The sequence below is a fragment of the Kribbella sp. CA-245084 genome (assembly GCF_050942355.1).
Taxonomy (GTDB): Bacteria; Actinomycetota; Actinomycetes; order Propionibacteriales; family Kribbellaceae; genus Kribbella.
This window is the reverse complement of sequence record NZ_CP192053.1, coordinates 4,916,871-4,932,820: the sequence shown is the minus strand read 5'-3', so window position 1 is coordinate 4,932,820 and position 15,950 is coordinate 4,916,871. Positions and strand designations below refer to the sequence as shown.

At 68.5% G+C, this 15,950-nt stretch carries 14 protein-coding genes; 6 read left to right on the top strand and 8 right to left on the bottom strand.

Annotated features, from left to right (window positions below):
* Positions 1–11 precede the first annotated feature (11 nt).
* The 4 genes from ACQPYH_RS23675 to ACQPYH_RS23660 all read right to left on the bottom strand — a co-directional run bounded on the left by ACQPYH_RS23675 (position 12) and on the right by ACQPYH_RS23660 (position 6,118).
* Complete coding sequence (locus ACQPYH_RS23675) at positions 12–1,445, bottom strand: gamma-aminobutyraldehyde dehydrogenase (RefSeq protein ID WP_432875203.1); 1,434 nt, start codon at positions 1,443–1,445, stop codon at positions 12–14.
* A gap of 4 nt (positions 1,446–1,449) precedes the next feature.
* Positions 1,450–4,359 (bottom strand): aminotransferase, encoded by a 2,910-nt coding sequence (locus ACQPYH_RS23670; RefSeq protein ID WP_432875201.1) that lies wholly within the window; start codon positions 4,357–4,359, stop codon positions 1,450–1,452.
* The gene (locus ACQPYH_RS23665) at positions 4,356–5,126 is read right to left on the bottom strand and encodes an SDR family NAD(P)-dependent oxidoreductase (RefSeq protein WP_432875198.1); all 771 of its coding nucleotides are present in this window, start codon (positions 5,124–5,126) and stop codon (positions 4,356–4,358) included. The genes ACQPYH_RS23670 and ACQPYH_RS23665 overlap by 4 nt, the downstream gene beginning before the upstream one ends.
* An 83-nt stretch (positions 5,127–5,209) precedes the next feature.
* Positions 5,210–6,118, bottom strand: a complete 909-nt coding sequence (locus ACQPYH_RS23660; protein WP_432875196.1) for a MurR/RpiR family transcriptional regulator — start codon at positions 6,116–6,118, stop codon at positions 5,210–5,212.
* Between the two features lie 160 nt (positions 6,119–6,278).
* Here ACQPYH_RS23660 and ACQPYH_RS23655 point away from each other — a divergent pair, with 160 nt between their 5' ends.
* The 4 genes from ACQPYH_RS23655 to ACQPYH_RS23640 all read left to right on the top strand — a co-directional run bounded on the left by ACQPYH_RS23655 (position 6,279) and on the right by ACQPYH_RS23640 (position 9,534).
* Positions 6,279–6,557, top strand: coding sequence for a twin-arginine translocation signal domain-containing protein (locus ACQPYH_RS23655; protein WP_432875193.1), 279 nt, complete (start codon positions 6,279–6,281; stop codon positions 6,555–6,557).
* Between the two features lie 70 nt (positions 6,558–6,627).
* Positions 6,628–8,004, top strand: coding sequence for a DUF4331 domain-containing protein (locus ACQPYH_RS23650; RefSeq protein ID WP_432875191.1), 1,377 nt, complete (start codon positions 6,628–6,630; stop codon positions 8,002–8,004).
* Positions 8,004–8,381, top strand: a complete 378-nt coding sequence (locus tag ACQPYH_RS23645; protein WP_432875188.1) for a hypothetical protein — start codon at positions 8,004–8,006, stop codon at positions 8,379–8,381. Before ACQPYH_RS23650 ends, ACQPYH_RS23645 begins: the two co-directional genes overlap by 1 nt.
* Positions 8,382–8,451: 70 nt before the next feature.
* Positions 8,452–9,534 carry a Gfo/Idh/MocA family protein gene (locus tag ACQPYH_RS23640; protein ID WP_432875185.1) on the top strand — a complete coding sequence of 361 codons (1,083 nt, stop codon included), beginning with the start codon at positions 8,452–8,454 and terminating at the stop codon, positions 9,532–9,534.
* Here the strand turns inward: ACQPYH_RS23640 and ACQPYH_RS23635 are convergent.
* Positions 9,528–10,316 carry a maleylpyruvate isomerase family mycothiol-dependent enzyme gene (locus ACQPYH_RS23635; RefSeq protein WP_432875182.1) on the bottom strand — a complete coding sequence of 263 codons (789 nt, stop codon included), beginning with the start codon at positions 10,314–10,316 and terminating at the stop codon, positions 9,528–9,530. The genes ACQPYH_RS23640 and ACQPYH_RS23635 overlap by 7 nt on opposite strands.
* 136 nt (positions 10,317–10,452) lie before the next feature.
* Here ACQPYH_RS23635 and ACQPYH_RS23630 point away from each other — a divergent pair, with 136 nt between their 5' ends.
* A complete protein-coding gene (locus ACQPYH_RS23630; RefSeq protein ID WP_432875179.1) occupies positions 10,453–11,988 on the top strand; it encodes a CehA/McbA family metallohydrolase in 1,536 nt (511 codons plus the stop codon).
* A gap of 146 nt (positions 11,989–12,134) precedes the next feature.
* Positions 12,135–12,896, top strand: coding sequence for a polyphosphate--glucose phosphotransferase (gene ppgK, locus ACQPYH_RS23625; RefSeq protein WP_432875176.1), 762 nt, complete (start codon positions 12,135–12,137; stop codon positions 12,894–12,896).
* A gap of 13 nt (positions 12,897–12,909) precedes the next feature.
* Here the strand turns inward: ppgK and ACQPYH_RS23620 are convergent, their stop codons facing one another.
* From ACQPYH_RS23620 to ACQPYH_RS23610, 3 genes are read right to left on the bottom strand one after another with little or no spacing between them, the layout of a single operon-like run.
* Positions 12,910–13,521, bottom strand: a complete 612-nt coding sequence (locus ACQPYH_RS23620; protein ID WP_432875173.1) for a phosphatase PAP2 family protein — start codon at positions 13,519–13,521, stop codon at positions 12,910–12,912.
* A 53-nt stretch (positions 13,522–13,574) separates the two neighbouring features.
* A complete protein-coding gene (locus tag ACQPYH_RS23615; protein WP_432875170.1) occupies positions 13,575–14,975 on the bottom strand; it encodes an ATP-binding protein in 1,401 nt (466 codons plus the stop codon).
* A gap of 58 nt (positions 14,976–15,033) precedes the next feature.
* Entirely contained in the window at positions 15,034–15,843 is an 810-nt protein-coding gene (locus tag ACQPYH_RS23610; RefSeq protein ID WP_432875168.1) for a PIG-L deacetylase family protein, read from the bottom strand.
* Positions 15,844–15,950: the final 107 nt, after the last annotated feature.

Sequence of the window (15,950 nt, the reverse complement as noted above, 5' to 3'; positions counted from 1 at the left end):
CGCCCTGACCATCAGGTCAGGGCGGCCATCACGTGCTTGATGCGCGTGTAGTCCTCGAGGCCGTACACGGACAGGTCCTTGCCGTGGCCCGAGGACTTGAAGCCACCGTGGGGCATCTCCGCCACCAGCGGAATGTGCGTGTTGATCCACACGCAACCGAAGTCGAGCGCCGCCGAGAGACGGAGTGCGCGGCCCACGTCCTTGGTCCACACCGATGAGGCGAGGCCGTACTCGACGCCGTTGGCGGACCGCAGTGCGTCGTCCTCACCCTCGAAGGTCTGCACGGTGATGACCGGCCCGAAGATCTCGTGCTGCGACAGCCAGTCGTCCTGGCGCAGACCGCCGATGATCGTGGGCGCGACGTAGTACCCGGTGTCGCCCTGGCGTTCGCCGCCGGCGACGACCGAGCCGTGGGCCGGGACGCGGGAGATGGCGTCGAGTACGCGCTCCAACTGGACCGCGTTGTTGACCGGCGGCACCCAGGCGTCCTGGTCGTCGGGGGAGCGGCCCGCGGTCGTCGTCGCCCGCTCGGTGCAGGCGGTCAGCGCGGCGATGAAGTCGGCGGCGGCCGGTGCCTGCACCAGTACTCGGGTGGCCGCGGTGCAGTCCTGGCCGGCGTTGAAGTACCCGGCCGTCGCGATGCACTCGGCCGCGGCTTCGAGGTCGGCGTCGTCGAAGACGATCACCGGCGCCTTGCCGCCGAGCTCGAGGTGCGTGCGCTTGAGATGCCCGCCGGCGCTCGCGGCAACGGCCCGGCCGGCGGCGACCGATCCGGTCACCGAGACCATCTGCGGGGTCGGGTGCGAGACGAGTGCCGCACCGGTGTTCCGGTCCCCGGTGACGACGTTGAACACGCCCGGTGGCAGATGCTTCGCGGCAAGCTCGGCCAGCATCACGGTGGTGACCGGAGTGGTGTCGCTGGGCTTGAGTACGACGGTGTTGCCGGCAGCAACCGCGGGGACGAACTTCCAGATCGCCATCATCATTGGGTAGTTCCAGGGAGTGACCTGGCCGATGACGCCGATCGGCTCACGGCGCAGCCACGACGTGTGTCCTTCGAGGTACTCGCCGGCGGAGCGGCCTTCCAGCAGGCGCGCGGCGCCGGCGAAGAAGCGGATCTGGTCCACCATCGGCGGGATCTCTTCGGCCTTGGTCAGATGGCCGGGTTTGCCGGTGTTGCGGCCCTCCGCCGCGATCAGGTCGTCCGCGGCCCGCTCGACCTCGTCGGCGAAGTCGAGCAATGCTTTCTGACGGGTGGACGGCGTACTGCGTCGCCAGTCGACGAAGGCGGACGACGCGGCGGCGTACGCGGTGTCCAGGTCAGGCCCGGTCGAGTTCGGGGCCGATCCGTACTGCTCGCCGGTCGACGGATCGATGATGGGCATCGTCTCGCCCTGGACGGAGTCGACGAGCTCTCCGTTGATGAAATTCTGGACGATCGTCACAGCTTTACCACCCTTCGGTAAGAACACGGTCGAGTGCGTCGGCGAAGAAATCGGCATCGGCGATCGTGATGCCCAGCGGCGGTTTGATCTTGAGTACACACAGGCGGTCCGACGTCGGCTGCATGATCACGCCGAGCTCGCGCATCCGCTCGCAGATCGCGGCGGTCTCGGCCGATGCGGGCTCCAGCGTGGAGCGATCGCGGACGAGTTCGACGCCGACGTACAGCCCCATCCCGTGCACCGCGCCGATGATCGGATGGCGGTCGGCGAGTTCCAGCAGCCGGGTCCGCAGGTGGTTGCCGACCAGCCGCGCGTTCCCCTGCAGTTGCTCGTCGCGAAGTACGTCGAGAACAACCGTGCCGGCGACGCAACTGACCGGACTGCCGCCGGCCGACGAGAAGAAGTAGCCCTGGCTGCGGTAGCCCGCCGCGATCGCCGCCGTCGTGATGACCGCGCCGAGCGGATGCCCGTTGCCCATCGCCTTCGCCACTGTGACGATATCCGGTACGACGCCTTGTTGCTCGAAGCCCCAGAAATGGTTGCCGAGGCGTCCGTACCCGACCTGGACCTCGTCGGCGATGCAGAGCCCGCCGGCCCGGCGTACCGCGTCGTACACCGTTTGCAGATAGCCGTCCGGGAGAGCCATGCCGCCGGCGTTGCCGTAGAACGATTCGGACAGGAACGCGGCCGGCGGGTGGCCTGCCTCGGTCAGTTCGTTGACGGAGGCAACGGCGTCCTCGCCGTACCGGTAGGCGTCGGGTCCGCGGTACTGCCCGCGATAGGCGTTCGGCGCGGCGACCGTGTGGACCCAGGAGGGCCGGGAACCGAGGGCGTTGGGATTGTCGGCGACCGACGTCGAGACGGCATCGGTCGCGCCGGACCATCCGTGGTACGCCTCCCGGACCGCGACGATGTCACGTCGTCCGGTGTTCGCCCAGGCGAGCCGGAGGGCGAGGTCGACGGCCTCGGTTCCGCTGTTGACCAGGAACACCGTGTCCAGTGGTCCGGGCAGTAGCGCGGCCAGGCGCTCCGAGAACTCGACGACCGCGCGATAGTGGAAGCGGGAGTTGGTGTTGAGCAGACGCCATTGCCGTTCGACCGCGGCTGCGAGGCGCGGATGTCCGTGGCCGAGGATCGACACGTTGTTGACCATGTCGAGGTACGAGCGGCCCTCGGTGTCGAACAGATGATTCTGCCAGCCGCGCTCGATCTGCGGCGGCTCCCGGAAGTAGTGCTCCTGGACCGTCGCGAATGCGTTGTCCCGGCGTTCCAGCAATGCCTCGCGATCGGCGGCCGGGGGAGTGTGGGCAGCGGCTGGATCGAGCAAGCCGGTCGGGTCCGGACACGACTCTGCCCAGGCATCGGCCAGACTGGCCGGAACGAAGAACGGCGGCCGGGTGTCGAGGTCGCTCACCTGGACCCGTAGCGAGGCGTGAGTTGCCAGCCGGCCGAGAATCTCGCCGGTCTCGACGGCACCCACAGCGCTGACGTTCGCACCGCTGAGCCACAAGGTCACACCATCCGGGCCCTTGAGCGCGACGGCATCGTCGTGCCGCTCGACGACCCCGGCCCACGGTGCCCGGAGCTCCAGGTCCTGTCCTGCGAACACCTCGACGCCGAGGCCGATCGACGCCGGAGCCTCGAACGAGTTCAGGCGGGTACGCGTCAGCCGCGGCTGAAGGTAGGGAACAGCCACGGCGACCGATCCGTCCCGCTTGAGCGCCGGTGCCGCCTCCGCCCCTTCAACCAGGAATAGCCCGTCGTGCAGGTCAATGCTCGTGGTCGACAGATCCAGCGGTGTCGGAACTACGGGCTGGTCCTCGGCGGTCCACAGCAGGGCGGCGCCCTGAGCCGTCCGGCGTTCCCGATGAGGGCGCACCGATGCGCGGATCAGCTCGGTCAGGATCTCGAGCGGAACGGACGTCGCCCGCTCGAAGATCGCCCACTCACGCGCGAGGTTCTCCGTCGCGTACTGGTTGTCGCGGTCGACCTGCGTCTGCTGCTGACCACTCACCGCCAACGCCGCGGCCCGCAGTACGACGAGTGGCCCGAGCGCCGCGAGTTCGTCGTCGGAGATCGGCCGGATCCGGTTGTACGCGACGATCGCAGGGAGCATCGTCGACGGATCGGGGGAGTGGTGCAGCAGCGACGTACAGGTGACGGCGAGTTCGGCGATCGACCAGCTCTCCGCGAGGTCGCCGAAATCGATCACGCCGACCGGTCGCCGGCGGCCGTCGGCGTCGACTGCAGCGATCACGTTGTCGTCGGTCAGATCGCCGTGGATCACCTGTAGGGGCAGGGTTCCGGCGTACGGTGCGAGCGCCTTGGCGGCCGTCCGGGCCGCGGCGAGGACGGCGTCTGGCCCACCGGGCACGGCCACGAAGTCGGCGAGTCGGGTCACCACCTCGGCCGCGTTCCGCAGATCCCATTGGAGGGAGCGGGGCGGGACCTGGCCGGCGAGTCCGGCCAGCGCACGCGACGTACGGGCAGCGAGATCGCCCAGGGCGGCGACGATCTCGGGCGCGAGATAGCTGCTGTCGCTGAGGACGTCGCCGGCCACGAAGGTCACCAGCCGCACGTACGTCGACTGGTCGCCGAGTGCGACGGGCTGGACGGTCGAGCCGTCGGGGCCGGGTATCGCCACGGGCACCTGGATGTCAGGTTCGAGCCGGGCGACCTGGGCGGCCGCGAGGTCCTGCGCTGCCAGATCCTCGCGTGTGAAGGCGGCGTTGGACACCTTCAGGACGTAGCGGGCGTCTGCATCGATTAGGAAGTTCGCGTCCTGCTGGCTACCGAGTTCGGTAACGTCGCCGTCGATGCCGTACGTCGCCCGCACGTACTCCGCCGCCTGCGTCAGGGTGATCTCCGGTGCGGGGAGCGCCGCTTCCTCGAAGAAGTCGAAGTGCTGGGTCATGCGCGTTCCTCCGCGATCGAATTGCCGCCGTCGACGACGAGGCACTGGCCGGTGAGATAGGACGAGGACGACGAGCACAGATAGGCGATCAGGCCTGCGACCTCGTCCGGCGTACCGCTGCGGCCGACCGGCGTCCGCAGCCCTTGCTTGTGCTCGTCCGGCGTCTGCGAGTCGGTGGCGATCCATCCCGGCGCCACGGCGTTGACCGTGACCCCGGCGGCAGCAGAGTCGAGCGCGAGTCCGCGGACCAGTCCGGTGACGCCGGCCTTCGCGGCGCAGTACGCGACCTCACCGCGCATGCCCATGACCGGTCCGGTGAGGCTGGACACCATCACCAGACGCCCGGTGCCGGAGTTCTCGAGGGACGGCAGGACGGCGCGCGCGAACAGGAACGCCGCGTCCAGGTTGCGGGACAGGCTCGCCCGCCACTTCTCGAACGACACCTCCCAGGCTGCACCCGACTCTGGCTCGGGACGCGTGGTCGAGGTCATCCCCGCACAGTTGACGGCGATGTCGAGCCGGCCGAACCGGGACGTGGCGGCTCGGGCCAGCTCTGCGGCGGTGCGCTCCTGGGTCAAGTCACCGGCGATGGCAACCGTGCCGGCGGGGAGCTCGGCCGCTCGCTCGTGGACCCGATCGCCGGCCGCCGAGATGACGAGCGACGCACCTGCAGCACTGAGTGCCCGGGCCACCGCGAAGCCGATGCCACGCCGGCCGCCGACCCCGGTCACCACCGCAGCCCGGCCCGCCAGGTCGAGGTCGCTCACGCATAGCCACCTTCCAACGATTGGTGACCAATCTAGCAGCTACGTAATTGGTGAGCAATCGTGGTCGACAGCAGTTGCGAGAGTCAGAAACCGAGCCTGCGGCGCAGTGCCGTCAGTTGCTCGGAGGCCTCCACCGACCGGTCGGCGGCCAGGGTCGCGACGCCCTGCGCCAGCACATCCCCCACGACGATCGAGGTCAGCGGCTCGCCGGTCAGGCCGGTGGGAGTCGTCGGCGAGTGCAGCGTGACGGTGACCGCGCGGGCAAGCTTGCTGTCCGGATCCTCGGTCACGAGCACGGTCGCGGCCCCGACGTCACGGGCGCGGTCGACCAGGACGTCGACCTCGATGACCGAGCGGCCCGGTGCGAACAGGACGACCACGTCACCGGGTCCGATGGCAAGCAGGTCGTCTGCGAGCCGGAAGCCCCCGGCCTGCAGTGCGGTCACGCGGAGCCCCACCCGGCGCAGCACCAGGGCCAGGTGATCCGCGGCCACGAACGAGGCGCCGAAGCCGTAGGTCAGCGTATGTTTCGCATCGAGCAGCAGTTGTACGGCGTGCTGGTACGTGTCGAGCGAGAACGTCGGCTGCATCAGCTCGAGCCGGTCCAGTGCCTCCGCCAGAACCTGGTGCCAGACGCTGGCCAGATCCCCGCCGGTCGACTCGACCCGCTTGCGGGCGCGGACCACCGGGCGGTTCGTCTGCGTGAACGGCGCCGCGATCTTGGCCTTCAGCTCGGCCAGACCGGAGTACCCGAGCGCCTGCACGGTGCGGATGACCGTCGCGTTGCTGGTCTTCGTCTCGGCGCCGAGGTCGGCGGCCGACAGGAACAGCAACTCCTCGGCCGTTCGCTCGGTCAGCGACCGGCTGACCGCCCGCGCGGCCGGTGAGAACCCCTCCCAGCGCTCACGGATCCGCGACCGCAGATCAGCGATCACGTCAGCCGAGGTCGCAGCGGTAACGGCGTTCGTGGAAGCATCCCGGGACTCATCCATGTAATGGATGATACGAGCCCGGTGTCCTGTCTTCCGACCCATCCGGTGGTGCGTCGGCGGCGAAGACCTCCTGAGCGTTGATGTGACCCGGATCACATTATCTGCGACTAAGTCGCAGATGGCAGTCGGTGCCGGCGCTCGTGAGAGGGAAGGGACAGACATGAGTGACGCAACACGCCGGGGCTTCCTGGTGTTCGCCGGCGCAGGGACCGCGGCAGCGGTCGGTGCTGTGGCGGTGCCGAAGATCCTCGGCGAGCGGCCGGTGGGGGCCGCGGGTGGGGAACAGTTGCAGGCGGCTGATCTGGCTACAGCGGAGTCGTTCGTCGTCCACGTGAAGGACGTGAAGAAGGGCCAGATGGCGATTCTGGTCGGCAACCGCGAGGTCCTCCTGACCGATCGCGAGCTGGCCGCGCGCCTGGCCGGCATGACCACCGCCTGAGCCACGCCACGAGCCGCAGCCGCCCCGGCTCTCCTGCATGCACACAGCAGCTTTCACTGGAGGAACAGTCATGTCTTCGCACCGCGAAGCACCGGAAATCTCGAAAGACCCGGTCGCCGACAACACCGATGTCTACGCGTTCGTCAGCCCGGACAAGCCGGACACGGTGACGCTGATCGCCAACTTCATCCCGTTCCAGAACCCGTTCGGCGGTCCGAACTTCTACGAGTTCGGTGACGACGTCCTGTACGAGATCCACATCTCCAACAGCGGTACCGGCCGCTCCGACATCAGCTACCAGTTCCGCTTCCACGCCGAGATCAGGAACAAGAAGACCTTCCTGTACAACACCGGTCCGATCAGCTCCATCTCCGATCCCAGCTGGAACCGTCCGCAGTACTACTCGGTCACGCGGGTGGAGCACGGCCGCTCGCGGATCCTGGCGCGCAATCTGGCGGCGCCGCCGGTGAACGTCGGGATCCGCAGTACGCCGAACTACGCGAAGCTCGCCGGTCAGGCGATCCACACGATCGGCACCAACCGCAAGGTGTTCGCGGGTCAGCGCGCCGACGGGTTCTTCGCCGACCTCGGCAGCATCTTCGATCTCGGCACGCTGCGGCCGTTCCAGATGGCTCACCTGATTCCGTCGGCCGCCGCCATGGGCGTGAACGGCCTGCAGGGATCGAACGTGCACACGATCGCGTTGCAGGTCCCGATCACCGATCTGACCCGCGACGGGCGCAAGCCGACCGGCGTACTCGATCCGAAGGCCGTGATCGGCGTCTACGCGTCGGCCAGTCGCCAAGCGTCGAAGATCCTCGACGACGTGCTCGGAATCCCGACGTGGCACGGCCCGTACAAGCAGGTGTCCCGGCTCGGGAATCCGTTGTTCAACGAGGTCATCGTGCCGATGGCCGAGAAGGACAAGTGGAACAGCCAGCCGCCGTACGGCGACAAGCGGTTCGCCGGCTACGTGACCAAGCCCGAGCTCGCCGGTCTGCTTCCGGTCCTGTACCCGGGCGTGTTTCCGAACCTCGCGGCGTACAAGAAGTCCCGCGCCGACCTGGCGGCGATCCTGCTCACCGGCATCCCGAAGGGCGTCGTACCGGGGTTCCAGAACTACACGGGTCCGGTGCAGGCTGACCTGTTGCGGCTGAATGTCGCGGTCCCGCCGTCGAAGTCGCCGAACCCGCTGGGCCTGGTCGCCGGTGACGCGGCCGGCTTCCCGAACGGTCGCCGGGTGTTCGACGATGTCGTCACCGTCGAACTGCGTGCCATCGCGGGCCTCACGATCCCGCTGGTGGATCCGTCGTTCAAGCCCGACGCGGCGGCTGCCGCGATCAAGGACGGTACGTCGAACACCAACGCGGACTACCTGACGTGGTTCCCGTATCTCGGCGTTCCGGCCGGCGGCTACCAGTCCAAGCCCGGAACGCCGGCCGCCTGATGAGCACCGTCGAAAACCCGCACGCGGGTAAGGGATCGTCCGTCCTGCTCGACATCGGCGGAGACATCGGCGCCCTGGTCGTCACCTTGCCGGCGGCGCTGGAGGGCGAGGAGATCGAACTCCGCCCGAGCAACTTCTCCAGTAGCCACGCGGAGCAGCACGCCCACGGACATGGACATGGACACGGGCACAGCCACGCGCTGCCGCACGTCGCCGTCGTGCCACGGCCCTCGCCGGACGGGAAGATCGTCCACTCTGCAGTCTTCTTCGAGGTCCAGCAGGGCAACTACGAGCTGTACGTACGCCCCGATGGACCCGTGCAACTGGCCGTGGATGTCACCGGGGGCGTGGTGACGGAGGCCGATTGGCCACAATAGTCCGCAAGCCGAACGCCGAGACCGCCGGAGACCCTTCCGGCGGTCTTGGTTCTACTCGTGAGGAGTCAGCGTGGATGTGATTGTGGTCGGCCTAGGCTTCGGTGCCGACTTTGCCCCGATCTACCAGGCCCACCCCGACGTCGGCCGGGTCGCGGTCGTCGACACAGATCTCGCGCGTACAACGGCAGTCGCCGCGCGCCTGGGGATCACCGACACGTTCCCGACCCTCGACGACGCGCTGGCCTCGTCCGGATGGGACGCCGTACACCTGCTGACGCCCGTGCGTTTCCACGCCGAGCAGGTGCAGCAGGTGCTGAAGTCCGGCCGGCATTGCGCGTCGGCGGTGCCGATGGCAACGACCCTGGAGGACCTCGATGCGCTGATCTCGGCCCAAGTCGATGCCCAGCGCAACTACATGATGATGGAGACCGCGGTGTACTCGCGGGAGTACGTCCACGCGAGGCACTTGCTCGAGTCCGGGAAGCTCGGCCGGATCACCTACTTCAAAGGCGATCATCTGCAGAACCTCGACGGGTTCCCGGAGTACTGGCGTGGTTATCCGCCCATGCACTACGTCACGCATGCGCTCTCACCCGCTCTGGCGCTCGCGAATACCCGCGTCGAGTCGGTCCGCTGCCTGGGTTCGAGCCGGCTCACACCGGATCACATCGGCGTTGCGGGTGAGGGGTTCGGCACCGAGGCCGCGCTGTTCAAGCTGAGCGGCGACGACGACCTGGTCGCCAACGTGACGATGTCGTTCTTCCAGCTCGGCCGCAGTTATCTCGAAGGCTTCTCGGTGTACGGCGACGAGGGCGCGCTGGAGTGGCCACAGCTAGAAGGCGGGCCGATGAAGGAGTTCTCGCTGGAGCCATTGGTCGAGGGGCGTCGCGGCCGGGCTGTCGTCGAGGCGGACGTAGAGCCTGCCGGTGCGCCGGAGTTGCTGCCCGAGCCGCTGCGGAGATTCGCTGATGGCGGTCATGGCGGCTCACATCCGCACCTCGTGCACGAGTTCGTGTCGAGCATCGTCGAGAACCGCGCGCCCCGGGTGGACGCGCGGACCGCGGCGACCTGGACCGCCCCGGGCATCTGCGCCCACCAGTCGGCGCTCCGGGGCGGCGTCGAGATCCAGGTCCCCGACTACGGAGGTCAGTAGCCCGGGAAGACCTCGCGGAGGGTGGCCAGGGTGATCGGGCCGGTGAGCTCGAGGGTCGCCGGGGTGTGGTCCGGGGCGAGGCGGCCCGCGATGAGTCGCAGCCAGGACTCTGCGGGAAGGGTCAGCGAGCCGTCGGCGTTGTCCGCGGCATTCGGGTCGATGCTGACCGGGTCGTTGAGGCGGAGCGAGAACCCGGTTGCCGGATCGGTGGTGGTGACGGTCAGCACGGCCTGTCGGCCGTTGAGGTTGGCCGGCTTGGTGATCCAGCTGAGGTCGATGGTGTTCTGGAACATGTGCGGTACGGCCTCGACGTCGAGCGTCGCGCTCGGGTCGGACGCGCTGCGGACGTCCCACGAGTGATAGGTGAGCTCGCTCAGGCGCATGCGGGCGACCGTCGCTACGTCAGCGGGCGCCGGGAGGTAGCCCAGCTCGATGCGGAGGTTGTCGCGCTGGTCGTCGCTCAGAGACTCGAACAACGTCGTGAGCTTCTCGTTCCAGACGAGGAAGCCGGCGGCCTGCTCCTGGCGCGATGACGAGTTCCAGCGGGCCCAGACGTTCTGGTTGAAGTCGCTGTCGGCGGCGGGCTTGCCGTCGAGCGTGAGCTGCACCGTGTTGGTCATGATCTCCGCACCGCTGCCGAGGTGACTCAGCACCTGCGCGATGTCCCACTCGGCGGCCGCCGACGGGCCGGCCAGGGCGTCCTCGTCGAAGTTCGTCACCAGCTCCGCGAGCCGTTCGTAGCCGGTGCGGAGCGCGGTGATGACGATGTCGGCGTTGCTCAACTTGTGCCTCCAGAGGCGATCGGACCAAGTAGTTGAAACATGTCATTGATACCACCGGGATGGTGAGCGGTCCGGGTTTGGGTTGCGGTCATGTAGACGTTGCCTGCCGGACGCTGTGGAGTGCTTGGTTTCCCTCATGACCGACGTTGCCATGACCGCCATCACCAGGAGAGGCCTGCTGGCCGCAGCAGGCACCGGCACGATCATCGCGCTGGCGCCGATGAGCTTCGCGGCTGCCGCCACCGGTACCAAGACCCAGGCGGTCGACGGGCAGGTCGCACCGGGGCCGACAGACTTCGTCTACCTCCCGGTCAACGTCCCGCGCGGCGTTCAGCAGATCTCGGTCAGCTACAGCTACTCCAAGCCGGCGGTTCCGGCCGGTACGCCAGGCAACTCCTGCGACATCGGCATCTTCGACGCCCGCGGCTTCGACTTCAGCGGGCCCGGGTTCCGCGGCTGGTCCGGTGGTTTCCGCACCGAGTTCAGCATCAGCCGCACCGACGCCACCCCCGGCTATCTGCCCGGCGACGTGATGCCCGGAACGTGGCACATCGTCCTCGGCCCGTACCAGGTGGCCCCGCAGGGCATGGACTACCACGTCGAGGTCACCCTCACGTACGGCGATCCGGGCGCGAAGTACGTTCCGGCGTACCCGCCGACCAGGGCGAAGGGACGCGGCCGGGACTGGTACCGCGGTGACTGCCACCTGCACACCGTGTACTCCGACGGCCGCAACCTGCCGGCTGACGTTGCCGCCGGCGCCCGCGCGGCCGGGCTGGACTTCATCGTGTCCACCGATCACAACACCAACGCCTCGCACGGCGCCTGGGGCCCGTACGCCGGTGACGACCTGCTGATCGTGACGGGCGAGGAGGTCACGACGCGCAACGGCCATTGGCTCGCACTCGGTACGAAGCCGGGCCAGTGGGTGGACTGGCGGTTCCGGGCGCGCGACGGCGTCTTCGACCGGATCCAGCAGCAGGTCCACAAGGCCGGCGGGCTGTGTGTCTCGGCCCACCTGTACTGCCCGTGGATCGCGAGCGAGTGGAAGTTCGGATTCGAAGGACTCGACGCGACCGAGGTGTGGACCGGCCCGTGGGGCTGGGACGACGATGCCGCGGTCTCCACCTGGGCGAACCTGCTGGCCGCCGCGGTACGGGAGAAGAAGCGCTGGCTGCCCGCGATGGGCAACAGCGACGCGCACAACCCCGGCAACGTGATCGGCCTGCCGCACAACGTCGTACTCGCGGACGACCTGACGAAGGACGCGGTCCTGGCCGGGCTGCGGGCCGGGCGGTCATGGATCGCCGGGTCGGCCGGCGTCGACCTCGAGTTCACGGCGACCTCGGCGTACGGACGCAAGGCCGGAATCGGCGAGCGGCTGTCGGCGCAGGCCCGCGAGCAGATCACGGTGAGCCTGCGGGTCAGCGGCGTACCGAACGGCACCGTCCGGATCCTGACCGATGAAGGTCAGATGCTGCAGAGCAGCCTCGACGGCACCGGAGCCGGAACCGTCACCTGGCTCACCACTGCCCAAGCGGCCGCGTTCGTCCGCGCCGAGGTCCGCCACCCGCTCGCCGACGGCACGCCCGGCCACACCTCGATGGACCCGTCCCTCACTTTCGGCGCCATGGCCGCCTTGACCAACCCGATCTTCCTGGGCCGCGACTGAGCCGGTCCCTGACACGCGCCGGCGGCGTCCATGGCGTGTGGCAGGGCGGCGAGCATGTACGGTCGATACGTCGGTGGTCGTCCGCGCCGGTCTTCTCGACGGCGGCCAGGCCGCCGACCCGGTATGGCAGCGAGGGGAGAGATCAGGTGCCCAGGACCAAGACGTCGACCGCTTTCGGGATCGACATCGGCGGCAGCGGGATCAAGGGTGCCGTCGTCGACCTGGAGAAGGGCGACCTGGCCGCGGAGCGGGTGAAGTACCTGACGCCCAGCCCGTCCACCCCGGAGTCCGTTGCCGAGGTCGTGGCCCGGCTGGTCAAGGAGGCCGGGTGGACCGGTGAGCTGGGTGCGACGTTCCCGGCCATCATCAAGGACGGGGTGGCCAAGAGCGCCGCGAACGTCGACAAGAGCTGGATCGGGACCGACGTCGACAAGGTCCTCACCGACGCCACCCACTGCGACGTGACTGTGCTCAACGATGCGGACGCGGCCGGCATCGCCGAGGCCCGCTTCGGCGCGGCCAAAGGCGTCAACGGCGTGGTCATCCTGCTCACGTTCGGCACCGGTATCGGCAGCGCGCTGCTGCTCGACGGTCAGCTCGTGCCGAACACCGAGCTCGGTCACCTCGAGCTGGACGGGCACGACGCGGAGACGAAGGCCTCCTCGGCGGCGAAGGACAACGAGGAGCTGTCGTACAAGCACTGGGCCAAACGGGTGCAGCGCTACCTTCGCCACGTCGAGAGCCTGTTCACCCCCGACCTGTTCGTGGTCGGCGGCGGCGTCAGCAAGAACGCCGAAAAGTGGGTGCCGCTGCTCGACCTCTCGACGCCGGTGAAGCCCGCCCAGCTGCTCAACAACGCCGGCATCGTCGGCGCGGCCATGGCCGCCCACGAAAAGTTCGCTGAATAGCCCGACCCCAGGTTCAAGCTTGGCGGTTGTCGATCACGTGGACCGCGGTTGCGATCAAGCACAGCCAGGTCAGCGCCACGGTCCATCCGGCCAGGACGTCGGTCGCCCAGTGGTAGCCGAGGTAGACACGACTGAGTCCCATCGCGATGCTGAGCACCACTGCCACGATCGCACCGGCGATCTTGATCCTCCGGGAGAAGTCCGAGTACCAGAGCAGCGCGGCTAGCAGCACGAAGAACACCGTGGAGCTGAGGGTGTGGCCCGACGGGAACGAGAAGCCGGTGTCGATGGTGCCGATCACGAAGCTCGAGTCGGGCCGGTGACGTCCGATCAGAACCTTGAGTCCGTAGGTGAGGCCTGCCGCGCCGGCCATGCCGACGGCCAGGATGACGGTCGGCCGCCAGCGTCGGGTCAGGATCCTGAGCAGCGCGCAGACAAGCACGGTGAGAGCGGTGAGTACAGGCACGCTGCCGAAGAAGGTGATGGTCTGCGCAACCTTGCTGAGGACTGCGGTGCGGTGGTCGATGAAGTTCTCGGTCAACCCGGGGTCGAAGGCCGCCAGCCCGTCACCCTCGATCGCGGCATCGGCTTGTACGGCGAAAGCGATCGTCCCGAGAACGGTCACCGCCAGACCGAGCAACATTCGTCGTGACAACTGACTCACAGCCTTCGGGGTGTTCAGGGCAACGGTAGCGTGACCGTGGCTGTTGTGCCGCCGGTGGAGGTGGCGCTCAGGGTGACGGTGCCTTGGTGCGCCTTGATGATTTCCTGGACGATCGACAGGCCGAGGCCGGAGCCTCCGCTGGCCCGGGCGCGGCTGGTGTCCAGACGGACGAAGCGCTCGAAGACCCGCTGGCGATCGCTTGCGGGGATCCCGTCGCCGTCGTCCTCGACGGTGACGACCGCCGTACCGTCGCGCTCGCTCGTGCTGAGTCGCACCGTGCTGTGCGCCGCCGTCGCGGCATTCTCGACCAGGTTGCGGATCACCTGACTCAGCCGCAGCGGATCGCCGACGACCCGCACCGGCTGTACGTCGGCGAGCACCTTGAGCCGCTTCGCCTCCCGCAGCCGCAGGATCTCCGTGTCGACCAGGTCGTCCAGATCGACGTCGGTGCGGTGCATCGGCAACGCCGCATCGTCGGCCTTCGCGAGCAGGAGCAGGTTCTCGACGAGCCGGCGCATCCGCTCCGCCTCGCCCTTCATCAAGCGATGGAGTTCCTCCCAGGCCTGTCCGCGTGCCGAGGGCTCGAGGACATCCAGGCCCGCGGCGACGGTCGCGAGGGGAGATCTGAGTTCGTGGCTGGCATCGGCGACGAAGGCACGCTGGGTGGCCTGGCCGGCCTGCAGCCGATCGAGCATCGCGTTCATGGTCGCGGCCAGCCGGGCGATCTCGTCGTCGGTCTGCGGCACCGGCACGCGCTCGGTCAGGTCGCTGGACTCGATGCCCTGCACCCGCCGACGGATTCGCTCGACCGGCCCCAACGCGCGGCCGGTGAGCATCCAGCCCGCCGCGGCGACCACGATCAGGAGCACAGGGAAGCCGATCGCCAGGTACTCCGCGACGGTGGCAACCGTCGCCCGCTGGGTCGCGACCGACGATGCGACCACGACCGTATAGGTCTGGCCGCCGTACTCGACGCCCCGCGCGACGATGAGGAAATCGTGATCGTCGTCGAGCAGCGGCATCTCGCCGACCTCTGCACGCTGGACGGTGTCGGCAGCAGGTCTGAGCTGCGTGAGCGCTGTGGACTCGGCCCTGGCCGACGATGCGGCGACGATCTGTGCGGAGCTGTCCAGCACCTGCACGATCTGGCTCGCCCTCGTGGTCTTGGCGAGATCGACGCTGAGCGCGGAGACACCTTCTGCCGACACCTGTGCGGCAACGTCGGCTGCCCGACCGTCCGCAGCGTCGGAGACCGTGGTGATGAGAGCTCGCTGCAGCAGGAGCAGAAGCAGGCTCGCGCCCAAGACCAGGGCGACCGCAACGACGACGACCGCAGCAGCGGTCGATCTACTCCGAACGCTGGCGCGACGCAGCCTCGAGATCGCGTCGCGCAGCACGGCCAACTGGAGCTCCATCCCCTTTGCCTCCGTCCAGTGTGGTGGACAGTTGCTGAGTGTCGGCTGAGAGACTCGATCAACGCAGCGATGCGAAGACGTCGTCCAGCGGCGGGCCGGGCCGGCGCCCGTGTTCGACGTACCACTCCTTGCCGAGCATCGACGCGAACAGCCATCGCGGCAACCTGAGCAGCAGCGCCAAGGTGCGCGCTCCGTCGTCGTCGGAGCTCGCCTGGCTGGCGTGCGCCTCGAACGACGCCCGTTTCTGCCGCAGATAACGGCGTACGTCGACCCGATGCGTGATCGCGGCGCTGGGGGAGTAGGCGTGATCGTAGGCTGCGGCGGAGACTTCGGGCAGTACGCCGGGGATCGCCTCCACGACGCGGATCAACCGCCGGATCAAGCGACGGTCGATCGTTGCCTCAAGCACCAACGGTGTACCGGCCAGGGCTGCTGCATACGTACCCACCGTGTGTACCTGGCGGTGATCCGGATGGCCGTAGCCGCCGGTCGGGTCGTAGATGGTCAGCGCGTCGGCCTGTTCCTCCCGCAGCAGCCTGATCAACGGCTCGGCCGCCTCATCGACGGCGAGCGTGCTGAAGCCGCCCTCGGCCGGAGGGCCGGACGATCCGGAGTCCTTGAAACCGAAGCGCACGACCCGCGCACAGCCCAGCGCTGCAGCTGATCGCTCCAGCTCACTGCGCCGGTTCGCCGCCAGTCCGCCACCTGCCCGGTAGGCCTCGGCAGCCGCGCCGGCCTCGCCGTCCGTAGCGACCGCGAGTACGACGCGATGTCCTTCCGCAGCGAGCCGCGCCAGGGTCCCGCCCATCAGCAGGGCCTCGTCGTCCGGGTGCGCGTGGAAGGCCACGAGGGTGAAGGGTCCGGCCACACTGCGAGCTTGACACGTCGATCGTGATCGAGCTAGTTGCTCTCAGCACCCTCTCAGCGCCGGGACACCAGGCTGGGAGCGATGAGGCACATCGGACAGCGGCCTGG